Annotated in this window: 11 protein-coding genes and 1 other RNA gene; 5 read left to right on the forward strand and 7 right to left on the reverse strand. The window is 33.2% G+C overall.

The window, feature by feature from the left end:
- Positions 1-28: 28 nt before the first annotated feature.
- The 3 genes from HM986_RS00800 to HM986_RS00810 form a co-directional block, all read right to left on the reverse strand.
- Positions 29-1,918 carry a cytochrome-c peroxidase gene (locus tag HM986_RS00800; RefSeq protein WP_179333185.1) on the reverse strand — a complete coding sequence of 630 codons (1,890 nt, stop codon included), beginning with the start codon at positions 1,916-1,918 and terminating at the stop codon, positions 29-31.
- Positions 1,919-2,047: 129 nt separating this feature from the next.
- Positions 2,048-6,016, reverse strand: a complete 3,969-nt coding sequence (locus tag HM986_RS00805) for a choice-of-anchor D domain-containing protein (protein ID WP_179333186.1) — start codon at positions 6,014-6,016, stop codon at positions 2,048-2,050.
- 4 nt (positions 6,017-6,020) lie between these two features.
- The gene (locus HM986_RS00810; RefSeq protein ID WP_179333187.1) at positions 6,021-6,905 is read right to left on the reverse strand and encodes a tetratricopeptide repeat protein; all 885 of its coding nucleotides are present in this window, start codon (positions 6,903-6,905) and stop codon (positions 6,021-6,023) included.
- Positions 6,906-7,447: 542 nt separating this feature from the next.
- Here HM986_RS00810 and ssrA point away from each other — a divergent pair.
- From ssrA to HM986_RS00835, 5 genes are all read left to right on the forward strand, one after another.
- Positions 7,448-7,841: a transfer-messenger RNA gene (gene ssrA / locus HM986_RS00815) on the forward strand.
- Between the two features lie 530 nt (positions 7,842-8,371).
- A complete protein-coding gene (locus HM986_RS00820; RefSeq protein ID WP_179333188.1) occupies positions 8,372-8,716 on the forward strand; it encodes a PadR family transcriptional regulator in 345 nt (114 codons plus the stop codon).
- Positions 8,689-9,372, forward strand: a complete 684-nt coding sequence (locus HM986_RS00825; RefSeq protein ID WP_179333189.1) for a permease prefix domain 1-containing protein — start codon at positions 8,689-8,691, stop codon at positions 9,370-9,372. The genes HM986_RS00820 and HM986_RS00825 overlap by 28 nt, the downstream gene beginning before the upstream one ends.
- 147 nt (positions 9,373-9,519) lie before the next feature.
- A complete protein-coding gene (locus tag HM986_RS00830; RefSeq protein ID WP_179333190.1) occupies positions 9,520-10,086 on the forward strand; it encodes a hypothetical protein in 567 nt (188 codons plus the stop codon).
- 24 nt (positions 10,087-10,110) lie between these two features.
- Complete coding sequence (locus HM986_RS00835) at positions 10,111-10,431, forward strand: hypothetical protein (RefSeq protein ID WP_179333191.1); 321 nt, start codon at positions 10,111-10,113, stop codon at positions 10,429-10,431.
- Between the two features lie 147 nt (positions 10,432-10,578).
- Here HM986_RS00835 and bglX read toward each other — a convergent pair whose 3' ends face one another.
- The 4 genes from bglX to HM986_RS00855 all read right to left on the reverse strand — a co-directional run bounded on the left by bglX (position 10,579) and on the right by HM986_RS00855 (position 16,401).
- Positions 10,579-12,936, reverse strand: coding sequence for a beta-glucosidase BglX (bglX, locus tag HM986_RS00840; RefSeq protein ID WP_246288438.1), 2,358 nt, complete (start codon positions 12,934-12,936; stop codon positions 10,579-10,581).
- Between the two features lie 10 nt (positions 12,937-12,946).
- Entirely contained in the window at positions 12,947-13,810 is an 864-nt protein-coding gene (locus HM986_RS00845; protein ID WP_179333192.1) for an endonuclease/exonuclease/phosphatase family protein, read from the reverse strand.
- 77 nt (positions 13,811-13,887) lie between these two features.
- Entirely contained in the window at positions 13,888-14,691 is an 804-nt protein-coding gene (locus HM986_RS00850; protein ID WP_179333193.1) for a glycerophosphodiester phosphodiesterase, read from the reverse strand.
- Positions 14,692-14,793: 102 nt separating this feature from the next.
- Positions 14,794-16,401, reverse strand: coding sequence for a RagB/SusD family nutrient uptake outer membrane protein (locus HM986_RS00855; protein ID WP_218841374.1), 1,608 nt, complete (start codon positions 16,399-16,401; stop codon positions 14,794-14,796).
- Positions 16,402-16,414 lie beyond the last annotated feature (13 nt).

A 16,414-nucleotide genomic window follows, 5' to 3' on the forward strand; every position in this document is an offset into this window, starting at 1 on the left:
TTTATTATATCTACATTTTGCTTTATAGTTAGTAATCAAGATCCGTTTTAAAACTAGACGTATCCGTAAGAGATTCCATAAAGGCTATAATATCTTTAATTTCTTGAGTTGTTAAATCTAACGGCGCATCAGATAAAGTCTGATTTTCAACCTCTAAGCCCATACCTGCACCACCACCTAGATTATAAAACTCTAACACTTCTTCTAAAGTATTAAAAGAACCATTATGCATATATGGTGCTGTTAAAGCGATATTTCTAACAGAAACAGTCTTAAAAGAGTTTCTAAAATAAGGTTGTTTATCAATATCTAACCCATTAGCATAGCGCCCCATATCGGTATCTAATTTAGGGTTAATAGTATCGAAACCTTGTGTAACACCCAAAACTTCAGACTCTGTCTCTAAATAAAAAGGCGGAACAGTTCCGTTAAACATCGGTGCAAAATGACAGGTACCACAAGCTGCTTTTCCCATAAATAAATTAAATCCACGTAAGGCATCTTTAGGATAATCATTACTCTCGTTTCTAACATATTTATCGAATGGACTATCAAAAGATTTTAAAGAATTTACATAAGCTGCAATTGCATTACTGATAGAACGTTCATTTATATCTTGCTTATCAATACCGCCGTAAGCGTCTTTAAATAACTTTAAATAATTAGGATTTGTTTTTAATTTCTTTACAATGGCTTTAAAAGTGGTATTAAACTCTAGATCATTATCTATAACATGACCGACTTGTCGTTCTAAATCATAAGATCGCAAATCCCAAAAATAACGCGACGCATAACCTGAATTGATAACGGTGGGTGAATTTCGAGATGTATAAAACCCTTTCTTATTGGCTAAACTTTTTGGTAAACCATCTGTAAAACCTTTGTTAGGATCGTGACAACTAACACAAGACATTATATTACCATTAGAAAGCTTAGTGTCCTTAAACAACAACGCACCCAACTGAATAGTTTTAGGATTATCTAATGGTAAATACACCAATTCTGAATAAAACTTAGTATCTAAAAAATCGGATTGAAAAAGGTTAACCGCTTTATAATTCTGAGCGTGTTTTTTATAAGGTTCAAGTGTAATTTTATTTAAATTTTGAAACGCTAACAATTCTGCATACAAAGGGTTAATGACTTCTTTTAGAAATGTCATTCTATCAAAATCATTAAAGCTAACATTATCACTAAGTATCTTTTTCCCTTTTTTAAAATGTTTTTTTATAGATCTGAACTTAGATTTAGCTTTGGGTTGTATGTCTTCTTCAAAATATAAAAATGCAGTTTCCATACTTTGCAAACTCACATAACTTTCTTTTAAAGCATTTACAGAACCTGGTGTATCAAAACCTGTAACACCTAATGTAAAAATCCTAACCATACCAGAACGCATACATTCTATAACCTGACTTGACTTTATACGAATTGGCAAATGAATCTCAGAAGCATAATCTACATGTGCTTTAAGTTCGGTTGCTAATTTTTTTATATATTCTATATTTTCAATTGAAGCCTCTTCATTTACAGCTTCATCTAAGGCTTGTAATCCTGAAGGTTCAATAATTTTTCCTTCTTCATAATACTCACTAACTTTAGGTAAAGGTGCTCCGTTTATATAAGTCCCGTTATAAAAGGTTTGGTAGTAATCGAAAATAAATTCGATTTTTTTATAGACTAATCTTGTCTTTTCAACTTGAGTTTTAATTGCTTTTAATTCACTCGAACTATTAGAATTACTAGTCAACTTCACTAAGCTATTGACTTCTGCTTGAAATTTATAAAAATTAGAAGCGTATAAGACTTCTATATTTTCTGTAATAGCATTGGTTTCAAAAGGTTCTGTACCATCTTTTCCAGACAATGCTAAAGAACAAATTAAAACAGAGATGATTAAAAAGATTATTTTTTTCATTTTACATTTAGATTTTCAACTTAGAAATCCTTTAAATTTTATCAACTTATAGATAAATTAAAAACCCCAACTACAATCTGCTATTAACAGCATTGTGTTGAGGTTTAATAAATAATTTAGTTAGGTAAATTATTCAATAATTATAGACTTGTAATACGTATTCTTATCTGTAGCAATTTCAATAACATACATTCCTGTTGCCATATTACTTACATTGATAGTTTCGTTATCACTTTCCTTAACTAACTTTCCTGTGCTGTTATAAAATTTAACATTTGTAACATGCTCATTAAGGTTTACTTTAATATTAAGTAAATCGTTAGCTGGTACAGGGAAAACTTTTATCGTTTTCTCTACTGTTTCGTTATCATCAACACTAAGTGTTACACCAGTTTTACTGATGGTAAAATAATCATCAATAGCACCAGTATCTCTTACAAACTTAACCGTTAAGTTTTGTCCACCATTACCATCACTTTCAATTTCCATCACACAAGATCCAAGTTGATTTAAAGATAAAAACATGGCTTCATGATCTAAATCTCCTCCTGATATTTGTCCTGATGAACCTGCAGTAATATAAACAGCTCCTTCTGTTGCATCGCTAGTTTTTTGGTATGCACCATCGCCATCAACTTTACCATCTCCATCTCCTGTTGCTCCAACAATATGACCTCCATTAGTTATATTATCGATGTTAAAAGTGTTTGCAAATCCTTGATGCCCATTGATAAAGTAAGAACGCTCATAAGAATGACTATGCCCATTTAATACTAAATCTACACCGTTAGCTTCTAATACTGGCATAAAATTTTCTCTCATTTCAATCAATCTATCTTCCCAATCCGAATCGTGAGATCCTTTAGAATATGCTGGGTGATGAAATAAAGTGACGATCCAATCTTGTGTTGTATTCTGAATATCATTTTGAGCCCAAAGGTATTGGCTACCTCCTACTTCTCTACCTGATTGATGAGAGTCTAATACTATAAAGTGAATATTTGCATAATCGAAAGAATAATAAGCTTCCGTCCCTGATGCAACTCCACCAGCTTCAGCAGCCGTTGGAAATGTAAATATGTCATAATAAGGACCAGACTGAGTTTCTAAATCTGAAGTAAATCCATCATGGTTTCCTAAACAAGACCAAGCTACTGCCTTTTTCAACATGTCGTCATACACATTAAAGAAATAACTTTGGTGCTGTGCATCAGTACCATTACTGTAAGCATTATCTCCTAAAAACAACATCATATCCGTTTGACCTGTATTTGTTTCTACTGTAGAAACGTAATTGTAATAAGCATCTCTAACATTTCTTTGATTAATACTTCCTGTTCCAGGATCTCCTAAAATCCATGCTCTTACAAATTGATCTGTTCCTGCAACTGGTGCTGTTTTAATGAACATATCTCCAGTTTCGCTTTGTGCAAGTACTTCATCTTCATTACCAATATTATAGTAATATGTAGTGTTAGGATCTAACCCCGTTAAAGTCACTTCATGTTCCGTAGTTAATTCTGAATTAGAAACTACCGAAGTTAACATATCTAAAGCTGTTCCGTATTTAACCGCAGATTGCGTTTCTACTGCTGTTCTCCATTTTACAACCACACTTGTAGGTGTTCCACTTTGTAAATAAGGGCCTCTTTCTACTTCAATAGTTGGTGCAATAGATGTGCTAGGTGTTAGTTTAAAATTAAAACTAATATCTCCACTATTTACACTACTCTGGTGAATTTCTACGGCTATAATATTAATACCTTCAACTAACGGGAAAGAATTTACATTTTGTGTATTCCAAAAATCTTCATCAGACCCACTAATTCCTGTGATTGCCTCATCATCGAATGCTATAGGACCTTCCGTTGGCATGTTATTTCTCCAAACCTCAACATTATTGACATAAACCACAATCCCATCATCTCTAACAGCTTCTAAATCTAGACTATTATACATTCCTATATTTTCCATATCAATGTACTTTCTAAAATAGGTTGTAACAGGTCTTGGTGTAGCAGGCACTCCTAAATCGGTAACTTCATCTCCATCTCCGTAACCAATTTCCGTAGCTCCTTCTTCCCAATTACTTTGATCAAAAGTTAAGGTTCTCCATACTGTACCTTGATCGCTACCATCATTTAAGTAGAACCAATCATCACCAGCCGTAATTGTTGCAGGAAAAGAAGCCTCTTCTCCTTCACCTTGCACATTAAATGTAAATGGATTTTCATCCGTATCATTACTCTCTATAGTAATAGTTGCTGTAGATAAAGCTAAACTTGTAGGCACAAAAGTGATATTAAAAGTAGAAGACATTCCACCATTAATAGTCGACTCTGAATTAGTAATCACAAACTCTGGGTTGTCACTAATTATAGAAGCTATTGTAATTACACTATTTCCTGTATTTGCTATTGTATAAGTTTTTGTTGTTCCTATAGAAATAAAAGTAGGACCAAAATCTGTATGATCTAAAACATCTGGTGTCGTATCTCCATTAGAAATTAATGTTCCGTTTCCTAAAACATCTAAATCGATAACAGCAGTTTCACCAGTAGCTTGTAAACTAAACGTATAAGGATTTTCATCAGCATCATCACTAGCAACTGAAATCGTTGCCGTATTAGTTACTGCTGCAGTTGGTGCATATTGCACTACAAAATCTAAACTTCCGCCAGCACTTACAATAGAAGAACTTGGTTGTGTAAGAATAGTAAACTCAGCATCACCAGTTATAGAAACTAATGGTGAACCTGTTAAGTTTAGATCTTGCTCCCCTAAATTTGTAATAGAAAACGTTCTGGTTAATGTTTCATTAATTCCTGTGTTTTCAAATTGTGTAAAATCTGAAAGATCTGGTGTTGTATCTCCATTTTCAATAGAAATAGAGTTTCCTGTAATATCGATTTCAACTGGTGGTGTTTCATATTCAATATGTAACAAAACTGATGCACTAGAAGCTTCTCTGTAAGCTCCATCAGATCTCGAAACTCCTGTAAACATAAATGCCATACTATTCCCTGGTTCCCAACCACTTCTTGCTGTAATTTCAGAAAGAATAGCACTGATATCTGGTGTTCTCTGCGCTGTTGAAGCCTGACCTATTTGCCCTACCCAACTCGCAATAGCCCAATCTACATTTGCTGTTGTTGCTGTTCTGGTTGAAAGGCCAAAATTACCATTAGATCCAAGCACAGAAGCATCGTCACTATTATCTCCTGTAACATTTACAGTGACATCTCCATTTCCGTTTTCATCCACTTCAAACTGAACATAAGCATTGGTTACCACAGCATTTTGTGGAAGATTAATATTTTCAAAACGGACCCCTACAACTTGTTCTGTAGTTCCATCATAATATAATTCTAAATCGGAACTAATAGTACTTACAAAACCACTACCGCTAAACGCTTCTTCAGCCGTACCATCATCTTCATTAGCTGTAATATTTACTGTAGAAATAACAACTTCTGAAGGCTCAGCTGTGTATTCAATATGTAATGAAGGTGTTCCTCCTGAATTATTTTCAGCTTCTCTCCAAGCACCATCTGATCTGGAAACTCCTGTAAATTTAAAAACCATACTATTTCCTTCTGCCCAACCACTTCTTGAGGTAATCTCTGAAAGTATAGCACTGATATCTGGTGTTCTTTGATCTGTTGATGCTTGACCAATTTGTCCATCCCAACTTGCAATAGCCCAATCCACATTTGCTGTAGTTGAGGGTCTTGAAGACACACCATAAGCCGCATTACCAACAAAACTAGATGCATTATCTGTATCATCTCCTGTTACATTTACAATAACATCTCCTGCGCCATTTTCATCTACTTGAAATTGAATGTACGCATTTGTTATTACAGCATTCTGAGGAAGTCCAATATTTTGAAAATAAAGACCAACAACTTGTTCATCCGTTCCGTCGTGGTATAATTCTAAATCCGAACTACCCGTGTAGACTTCACCACTACCACTAAAATTTTCTTCAGCAGAACCCGCACTCCCATTAATGGGAATATCTACCGATACGGTTTGAGAAAATGAATACGCCGTAATCAAGAGCATCATTATCATAAAAGTACTTTTCTTAATCATAATTTTAGTTATTAAGTGAATTTTCTAAATGTTTTATTTTATCTTCTAATTCTATAATAGATTCCATTTTTTTAAACTTGGCATCCAATTGGTCAATAGCGATTGTAGCTTGCTTTAATGCTATATTAGCCTCTTCAGCTCTATTTTGTTTAACTAAATAATTTGCTTTTTTGTAATACCAAAATTCCTTTCTTTTATATTCTACAATGAAATAATCGTACTGCTGTAATGCTTTCTCTATGTCGTCACTTTCTTTTAGATACTCTAATTTTTTAAGCTGAAGGGCTATTGTATTTGAGCCAAGCTTATCTAAACCAACCTCTATTGTCTCTATAGCTTCGGCATAATTATCATTATTCTCAGCTAAAATTATATCTGTAAACTCTAATATATCTTCTGGCCGTATATCCTCCATATGCTCCATAACATATTGATAGGCACTTAAAGATTCTTGATAAGATTTTAAATGGAATAATATTTGAGCTTCTAGCTTTTTCGCCTTAACATCTGTAGGAATGATATCTAAATAATCAGTTATACTATTTAAAGCATTATAATAATCTTCAGATAGATAATTGAGTTCCGCAATTCTGTATTGTAACACGCTATCTGTATTACCTAATGCTTGAGATTTTAAATAATCTTCCATTGCCTTTGAATATTCCACATGCTGTTGGTATAACAACCCTCTTTGATAATAGAGTTCAAAGTTGTTTGGACTTTTTGAAATTTCTTCGGTTTTTTTTAATATTTGCTTAGTTAAATCACCATGAGCAAATGCTTTTGAAGACAAACATGTAAACACGACAGTAAATACTATTATTTTTAATAAAACTGTGCTAAGAAATACAGTATGATTTAGTCGTTTCAAGCGTAATTTATTTTTCAAAACAAGTTCTTTTTAAGTTCAAAACAAATGTAGAAATTATCAGAGAAGTTAGCTTTTTGTGGCTAATCAACGCACTCGCCAAAACACATAAAACAACGATTAAGTGAGTTTTTGTGTTTTTTAAATTTTCATAAAAACCTAATAACGAACAACTTGAGGCACTCTATTAAGATTGCTTTAAATGATCACCATGACAATGTTAATAATGTATTCTAATTGTTAAGATGCACTTCTAAAAAGCAAATTAGCAATGCTCTAAAATACTGACTGATGATTATATACATTCCTAAATGAGCTATATAATTTGGTAAACTTTTACTTAAGAATTTTTATTTATGAAGTGTAAAATTTAATCTAAATTCTTACAAAAAATAGAAAAAGAAGGCCGTCATTACGACTATTAGATGCCATACAATCTGACAATAGTACCGAATAACACTATAAAACAAGTTTGGTATAGCCTTTGCATTATTATTTTTAGTAATTTTGCAGCCCTGATTCAGGTTCTCTATTTGATGAGATTCCTGCTTTTGCAGGCAAATGGGGTCGACTGGTTTTGACAGCGAGATTAATTAGATTGTAAGCACGTCGTGTAATGGCATTGATACACGTAAAAGGCTAGACCAAATTTTAAACGGCGAGAATAACTACGCTTTAGCTGCATAATCTGAATTACAGTAAGATTAAGCCTCGTCCTACTAGGTAGGAGTGCTAAATGTCTCGAGAAAGCCTTAGTTAATGGCGTTCTTTTTTAGGCATCGTAAAAATTGACTTAGATTAGGTAGTGCTTTGATACCTTTTCGAGATTAAGAAGCTAAGCTAAAAGTGGGTTGTCTTTAACCAGCTTTTAGTCGAAAACCCAAGAAAAGAATAAACGTGTAGAAAGCCTTTTGGTTACTTGTTTGGACGAGAGTTCGATTCTCTCCGACTCCACAATAAAGCACAACTTTGTTGTGATTTAAGCATAAAAAGCTCAACAAGTTTTACTTGATTGAGCTTTGTTGTTTAAAAGCGCTTGGGCTGAAAGCACAAAAAGTTGTATTTACAGGATGGGATTCACTAGAGAACAACGACGTTAATCTCTCCGACTCCACAACACTCACAACTGTGTTTTGAGTGAAAACAAAAAAAATCCGCCAAGCCTGCTTGAGCGGATTTTGTTGTTTTTAATCATCTGACTTGCAAAGTCAAGCAGCTGTATTTGCTTCTTTGAAGTCACTAGAGAACAACGCAGTTAATCTCTCCGACTCCACTTTTAAACCCCGTAAGTTTCTATCTTACAGAGTTTTATATTTACAGTTTGCAAATAACGCGAATAAAGTAAAAGAATTATTATGTAAATTGCTGTGATTTAGATACGGACTATTGTTTATATTTAATTGTTGTAGCCAATACGTGAAAAAATTACGTTTTTATTTTTTTACATCGAACTTCTATGTATATTTGTTTTCTCAAAGAACATTATTATGGAAAAATTATCTAAAGAATTAATTGGAGCTTCATCAACACCAATTATTCTATCAATACTTTCAAAAAATGAATCTTATGGATATGAGATTATCCAAAACGTAAAAGAAATTTCTAACGGAAAAATCGAATATGGAGATGGGACTTTATATCCAGTATTACATAAATTAGAAAAAAAAGAACTCATTGAATCTTATTGGAAAACGGCTGATAATGGAAGAAAAAGAAAGTATTACAAAATTAGCACCAAAGGAAAAAAAGAACTTTTAGCAGAAAAAGAAAATTGGACATCTATTAATCAAATAATCTCTAAATTATGGAAAATCGAACCGAGTTTAACTTAAATAAAAATATCGAAATCTGGAAATCAGAATTATCCCAAAAGTCAAATATGACAAAAGATAATATTAACGAATTAGAAAGTCATTTACGGGATGAAATTCACGAACTAAAACTACTTGGACTAAATACAGAAGAGTCATTACTAATAGCAGAAAAACGAATTGGGAACGTAGAAGATTTAAGTACTGAATTTGGAAAAATAAATAAAGGAATTTATTTCAGAAACAAAATAATTCCATACCTAAAAGGTATTTTGTTGTTTTTTGCATTTGTTACTATTATAGATTTAATGACTAACCTAATTATACTAATTACTGAAAAAACTGGATTGAATAATACTAACACTTATGATATTTCAATTGTCTTTCTAATATTATTAACTATTACTTTGTTAATAATCTCATACCGAAAATATAAATCCGGAAATTTCAATATGCAAAAATTGACAAATATTCCTACATTGGTTACCATTATAGTTGGTAGTAAAATACTATCTGATATTATTATTTCAACTAGTGGAAGTAGAATGATGAATTTTGCTAGTTTACAGATAAGTTTAAAAGTCTATAAATATTTGTTTGCACTATTTATATTAGCATTTTCTTGTTTAACTTATTATTATTCTAAAAAAGATAATAAGATAGAAATTTCCGAATAAGTACTGGCTACAACACCCTGTATAATTAATTGCTTTGGCAAGTGCTTGTTTAGAAAATTCCTTCGGAATTTTCTCGCGTTCGTTTTTGTTTACTAAATTAGTTGCTTAAACACGCAACTAACCATACACAATACCGTTTAAACGAAAATGTGCCGATACGGAATTAATACATATAAACCGCATTACGCTTGTTTTGAATGTCGGAAGACCTTCAAAAGAAGATTACTGAAGGATATTGATAGAGATTCAAAAGAATTTGAAAAACAATCTTATAAATGTCCCGAATGTGGCGGAATAACCGCGAATATGGGATTTGACTTTGAATCACCAAAAAAGCCTGACGCAAAAGCATGGAATCACATGGAGTCTCTTTACGAAACAGGGATTACCTTTCATTCGTGTGGCTGTACTGGTCCCGGCTATATTCCGAGAGACAAAAACAAATTGATTGAGTTTCTCAATGAGAAAAAAGTCATTTATGTAGAGAATCTAAGGTTTTGGACGACAAGATTAGAACCAGAAAATGAAAGTGAAAAAAGTAAAGATTGGGATGAGAATAGTCATTTTCTATTCAGCCTTCCTAGAGAATTTACAACTGGAACTAAAAAGAAAAGACATACTGATTTAAAAAAAGCAGTGGAATATTGGACTGATAGAATTAATGATATTGAAAGTAAAATAATAAAAATCATAGGCACTTTTGCACATAATTAATTATCTAACTTTATTACAACTGACATGAATAAACTCGATTTCAGTATCTCATTAAGAGAAAGAGGTCTAGACTCAAAAGATATAAAAAAGGAAATGAAAGAGCGTGGTTTTGATGATTCTGAAATTCAATATTATTTAAAAAAATCAGATGAAATTTTTCTAAATCAGTCTTATCATTATGACAGATATAAATCTAAAGGCAAAACCAATGGCACACTGAAAATGTTTACACTAATTATAAGCCTTGCACTTTTAACAGGAGTGTTTTTAGGATACGCAACGATAGGATTGATTGGACTATTTATTATGTGGAGCCTAATCGGATATGGCTCTTTTAAAGATTAAATTTAAAAATTTCAACTAAAAGTAACCCAAAATAAGGACAAAGGTAGTTTTCGCGATTAATGTTAACTATAGAGATGTAAATTTAAAACTCACTATCCTTCGCTGAACATCTTAAAAACTAGGATTATCAATATAACTAAACCCAAACTACTCAATAACACTAAACCCCTTTTGCAACGTTGCGACAGAGCTTCCACCAATCCAAAGCTTAAAATCACCTGACTCTACTTCCCATTTTTTATTAATAGTATAAAACTGAAGTATTTCTGCATTAATTGTAAAGGTGACTGTTTTCGTTTCTCCTGCTTTTATCATTAGTTTTTTAAACCCTTTTAATTCTTTAATTGGTCTAACCAAACTTCCTACTAAATCTCTAATATATAATTGCACAACTTCTTCTCCATCTGTATCTCCAACGTTTGTTACAGCGACAGAAACGTTGATTTTCTCGGTCGCTTTTATTTCAGTTTGGTCTAATGTTAAATTATCATATTTAAAAGTGGTATAACTTAACCCGTGTCCAAAAGGATACAACGCAAATCTTGGTGCATCTCTATAAGCAGAATACGTGACTTGTTTTAATCCGTTAGGCCGTCCTGTATTTTTTTGATTGTAATACAATGGCTCTTGACCTACATGATGCGGAAACGACACTGGCAATTTACCAGAAGGATTATAATCTCCAAAAATAACATCTGCTATGGCATTACCGGATTCCGACCCTAAATGCCAACATTCTAAAATAGTTGGAGCTATTTCCGAAGCACGAGTTAAATCCATTGGACGTCCGTTCATAAGCACAATTACAATATTTTTATTTACGTTTTTAATAGCCTCTAACAATTCTAACTGTAAACCTTTAAATCCAATATCAGCCTGACTTCTTCCTTCTCCAGTTTGGTAGGCATCTTCACCTATAGCTAATAAAACCACTTCTGCTTTCTTAGCTGCTTCAACGGCTTTTTTAATACCAGATCTATCTGTAGTATTAAACTCTAAAGGTTTTAAAAATTGATTTTCACCTGGCTTAACTGTTGGAATCGTTAACTCAATTCCTTTTTCAAAATATATAGTTGCTGACTTTGACACTGCCTGTTTTATTCCTTCTAATAATGACACAGCAGAATTATAGTCGCCTTCTGCTCTCCAATTCCCCAAGGGAGCATTTTTATCATTAGCTAATGGCCCAATAATAGCAATGCTTTTAATGTCTTTTGAAAGAGGTAAGACTTGATTATCATTTTTAAGTAATACAATAGATTTCTTAGCGACATCTCTAGCAATCACCAAATTCTCTTCAGAATAAACCTCAGTTTTCTCTCTTTCTACATCACAATATTTATAAGGATCATCAAACAATCCTAACTGAAATTTAACTCGCAATACACGCTTAACAGCATCATCTATTACACCTATTGAAACCTTACCTTCATCTAACAATGTTTTTAACGAAGCTTCGTAGGCGTACGATTCCATATCCATGTCGCTTCCGGCATTAATAGCAATTTCTGAAGCATGCTTTAAATCTTTAGCATAGCCATGTGCAATCATTTCGCCTATACTTCCCCAATCTGAAACCATTAGACCTGGCCAATTCCACTCGTTTTTTAGCAAATCTCTTTGCAAATACTTATGTCCGGTTGCTGGCACACCATCAATATCATTAAAAGCATTCATAAATGTAGCCACTCCAGCTTCTGCAGCCGCTTTAAAAGGTGGCAAGATGGTGTTATGAAGTTCATACTCACCAATATTTACCGTATTGTAGTCTCTACCAGCCTCTGCAAAACCATAACCAGCAAAATGTTTTGCACATGCAGCAATAGTATGAGTTGCCGACAAGTCATCTCCTTGAAACCCTTTTATTCTCGCCACTCCAATTTTAGTGGTTAAATACGTGTCTTCACCCGAACCTTCCATTATTCTACCCCAACGTGCATCTCTAGATACGTCGATCATTGGTGCAAATGTCCAATTTAAACCAGATGCAGATGCTTCCTTAGCGGAAATTGCAGCCGATTTTTCTATAACATCCAAATCCCAACTCGCACTTTCGCCTAAAGGAATAGGGAATATGGTTTTAAAACCATGGATAACATCATAAGCAAAAATAAGCGGAATCTTTAATCGAGAATTTTCCATTACAATCCGCTGTGTTTCTCGGATTGAAGCCACAGAAGCTACGTTCAGCATAGAACCAACTTCACCTTTCTTTAGTTTATTATACTTATACTGATCTCTTTCTGAAGTCGATGGGCCTGTTGCATTCCATTTACCACTATACTGTATTAATTGACCTATTTTTTCATCAATGGTCATTAATGTTAATACAGAATCTACTTTATGTTCTGTCTGCTTATCACTTAAAGATGTTTTGTTTCTTAAAAATTCAGAATTAGTATTTATTGATGTTTTTCGGTCTACTGTGGCATATGTAACCATTAGTATAACAGCAGCTTTTAAAATAACGACTCCTGCTAGGAAAGCTTTTTTAGTTTTAATCATTATACTAAAATCATTTTAACTCAATTTCTGTATACACAGGAAAATGATCTGAAGGAAATTTAAAATCAATTGCACTAGATAACACCGCATATTTAGACACTTCTATATTAGAGGATTTTGAAACAAAAATATAGTCGATGCGTCGTGTAACTGGTTTATTATATTGAAAACCATTAAAGGTCCCATCTGAGCCAAACTTTGATATTGCCTTCTGTTTTGAGTCGGACATGGTTGGCAGAATCTCTGCTACAACCTCACTATTTGGTTCAACATTAAAATCCCCCATAAGAAGTACAGGATAGTTTTCCATATTTTCTGCAGCTATCTTTTTTAGAATAAGTTTTACACCTTCTTTTTGCGCTTCTTCACCAACATGATCTAAATGGGTATTAAACACCCAAAACTTTTTATCCGTTTTATTTGAAGAAAACAAACCATAAGTGCAAACTCTAGGATATGCAGCATCCCAACCTTTAGATACTTTATCGGGGGAATCGGATAACCAAAAGGTGGATTGTTTTTCAACCGTTAAACTTTTTGAATTGTAATAAATCGCAGAAAACTCGCCTTCTCCATTTCCATCTCGTCCTTCTCCTATAAATTTGTAATTTGATAAAGCGGAATTTAAATCTTCAATTTGATTGGGTCTTGCCTCCTGAACCCCAAAAACATCTGGACTCAAAAATAAAATTTGAGAACTTAAAAAATCTTTGCGATTTGGCCATGCATTCTCTCCATCTGAAGCAATATCCAAACGAATATTGTAGCTCATTGCCTTTAATGTTAAAGGATGATCATTAACTTCCAGATTACTTTTATTAGAATTACAGCCTAAAAATATAAGAGCGATACTAAATAAATTAATTCGTTTCATTAATTTGTTGTTTCTATCTTGAAAATAAGTTGTTAAGAATAAATTATACCGAGCAACAAAAGCTCTAATTATAATGCTTAGTCATGCCTATCAGAAGTTACTTTTAGTCTCTTAAACACCAGTTCTGGTTCGTCTGTAGTGATATAATCAAACTCATGACTTAATAACCAATCAATATCTTCTTCCTTATTAGCTGTCCATGCATTTAATTTTAAGCCTAAATCTTTAGCCTCTGTAATCCAATGTGGTTTGTTTTTTAATTTCCAAACTAAATAATCGAGTCCGGTAATACCATCCTTATGCAAGTCTTCTGGTGATTTTGAACCATCGAGATATAAGACCTTAGCATTAGCTTCAATTTTTTTTATGTGTTTAATAACCTCATAACTAAAACTGATGTAATAAGACACATAGGCTTCTGCCTTAAGCTCTTTAACCAAAGCGACAGCTTTATCTGCCATAAGTATATTGCGTCCTTCAATTTTGGAAGGTTTAATTTCGCAAACGAGACCTGTAGTAGTATTGTTGGTCATACCTGCCGTAATGAAATCCTTTAAAGTTGGTAAGGTTTCGCCGTTTGATAATTTATGCTTGGCGAGTTCTTTATATGTTGAAGATTCAATATCTAAACCTTCATAATCAGCATCATGAGTAACGACTAAAATTTCATCTGCCGTCATGCGAATATCGAACTCTGAACCTGTACATTTTAAGCTTATCGCTTCTTTTAATGCCGCTATTGAATTTTTCGGTAGATCTTTAGCTTTCCATGCGCCTCTGTGTGCAATCACAGGATTATCTGCCAAGGTAATTTGAGTGTCTTTAATCTTAGAATTGCATGAAACAAGTCCTATACACAACAAAATAGTTAAATATCTCATATGTAATTGTATTTTAAATATATAACGTCTAAATATTAAGAAAACAAAAAGGCAAGCTCGCTTGCCCTTTTGTTTCTATAGAATGACTAATTCAAATAATTATTAATTGTAACCATTATTCTGAGGGTAATCTGGACCTAAAAGATCTAAATCGTTTTGAGATATAGGCCAGTTTATAAAATGTGGCAACCAGTTTTCTCTAGGATCTTTAGACCCTAAATTGGCTGGAAAAAATTCACCATCACCAGCGTAGTTGGTCATTTGAAAATCAATAACCGATTGTCCCATTCTTTTTAAAGTAAACCAACGTTGCCCTTCAAAAGCTAATTCTCTAGCACGCTCATCTAAAATTGTTTGTTGATTTACAGTCGTTACTGGTGCAGCACCTGCGCGAGTTCTGACAGCATTGACATAAGGCAGTGGATCACCCGAAGATCTCATAATGGCTTCTGCCGCGATTAAATATGTCTCAGCTAATCGGTAAACTGTTACATTACCTCTTATTAAATAAGATTCTTCATTACCATCTTCTTGTGCAAATTTTATACAAGAAGGGTGCATTCTTTGGTAATATGTGGTGTAGTTACTACTTGGGTTATCTAAATCTGTGATGGGCGCATAATCATCAACCTGCTCACCTATTCTGTCTCCAGACGTGTAATAATATTTTAATCTAAAATACGTATCATCATCTCTTGTATCGTTTGGATCTTCAGCTAAAAGATTCAATAGATATAAATTCGGCAATATTCTAGAAAAGCCTCTACCACCTTGATCATTATTAGATTCTATGCCAGAAATCTGAAAATATTGAGTGACATAATTTGCATTCATCATGGTTGTATTACCACCACCAAGTAAATCATCTTGAGATTGGATTACAAATAAGGATTCAGCATTATTTCTATCACCTGCAAATACATCAGCAGTACTAGATACCAAACCATGTGGCCCTTCTTCTATTAAAGATATCGCCTGATTTTTTGCTTCTGTCCAGTCCCCTTGCCACATTGCAACTTTGGCTTTTACATGCTTTGCTGTACCTTTAGTAACACGACCAAATGTATCTGACCAATCTAAATTGTCTATAGCATAATTTAAATCACTATTAATAAGTGCAAAAATTTCTTGCTCCGTAGATTTATCATTAATAACATCAAAAGCATTATCTACAGTAATAGTTTCTGTTGTGACATAAATATTATTATACATTCTATATAAGTAAAAATACGAGTGTGCTCTAAAAAACTTTGCTTCAGATATAATTTGCGCTCTTGTATCGTCATCTAGCCCCTCTAAAGTTTCCGCAGCATTTATTATTGCGGTAGCTTTATTAGCCATGTTATAAAAATGTTTCCAAAACAATGAAGACGCAAAATTAGTTCCCTGATCTACAGGAGAAGTACCTCTTTCGTATCTTCCCATTAAACCGGTATAACCAGATCTCGAAAACGTTAAATCACCTCTAGAGGACATAAGTACCGCCCCCATGAAATCCTCAGTACTATTATCGTAACGATCTCTTTCAAATTTATATAAACTTACTACACCAGATTTTAAACCTCCTTCAGTTGTATAAACATAATCCGCATCAATTAGGGTACTCGGTTGTTCTTCTAAGAAATCTTCACAAGAAGTAACAACAAAGAATAACGCCGTGGCTAGCAGAAATCCACTTTTTATTTTTGAATAAAAAAACTTCATTTTCATAATATTATTCTTT

The organism is Winogradskyella costae (genome assembly GCF_013403865.1).
Taxonomy (GTDB): domain Bacteria; phylum Bacteroidota; class Bacteroidia; order Flavobacteriales; family Flavobacteriaceae; genus Winogradskyella; species Winogradskyella costae.

Bases quoted from the DNA above. Each gene is read 5' to 3' on its own strand.
- HM986_RS00800 (WP_179333185.1), bottom strand. From the start codon at position 1,918: ATGAAAAAAATAATCTTTTTAATCATCTCTGTTTTAATTTGTTCTTTA.
- HM986_RS00805 (WP_179333186.1), bottom strand. From the start codon at position 6,016: ATGATTAAGAAAAGTACTTTTATGATAATGATGCTCTTGATTACGGCG.
- HM986_RS00820 (WP_179333188.1), top strand. From the start codon at position 8,372: ATGGAAAAATTATCTAAAGAATTAATTGGAGCTTCATCAACACCAATT.
- HM986_RS00825 (WP_179333189.1), top strand. From the start codon at position 8,689: ATGGAAAATCGAACCGAGTTTAACTTAAATAAAAATATCGAAATCTGG.
- HM986_RS00830 (WP_179333190.1), top strand. From the start codon at position 9,520: ATGTGCCGATACGGAATTAATACATATAAACCGCATTACGCTTGTTTT.
- HM986_RS00835 (WP_179333191.1), top strand. From the start codon at position 10,111: ATGAATAAACTCGATTTCAGTATCTCATTAAGAGAAAGAGGTCTAGAC.
- bglX (WP_246288438.1), bottom strand. From the start codon at position 12,936: ATGATTAAAACTAAAAAAGCTTTCCTAGCAGGAGTCGTTATTTTAAAA.
- HM986_RS00845 (WP_179333192.1), bottom strand. From the start codon at position 13,810: ATGAAACGAATTAATTTATTTAGTATCGCTCTTATATTTTTAGGCTGT.
- HM986_RS00850 (WP_179333193.1), bottom strand. From the start codon at position 14,691: ATGAGATATTTAACTATTTTGTTGTGTATAGGACTTGTTTCATGCAAT.
- HM986_RS00855 (WP_218841374.1), bottom strand. From the start codon at position 16,401: ATGAAAATGAAGTTTTTTTATTCAAAAATAAAAAGTGGATTTCTGCTA.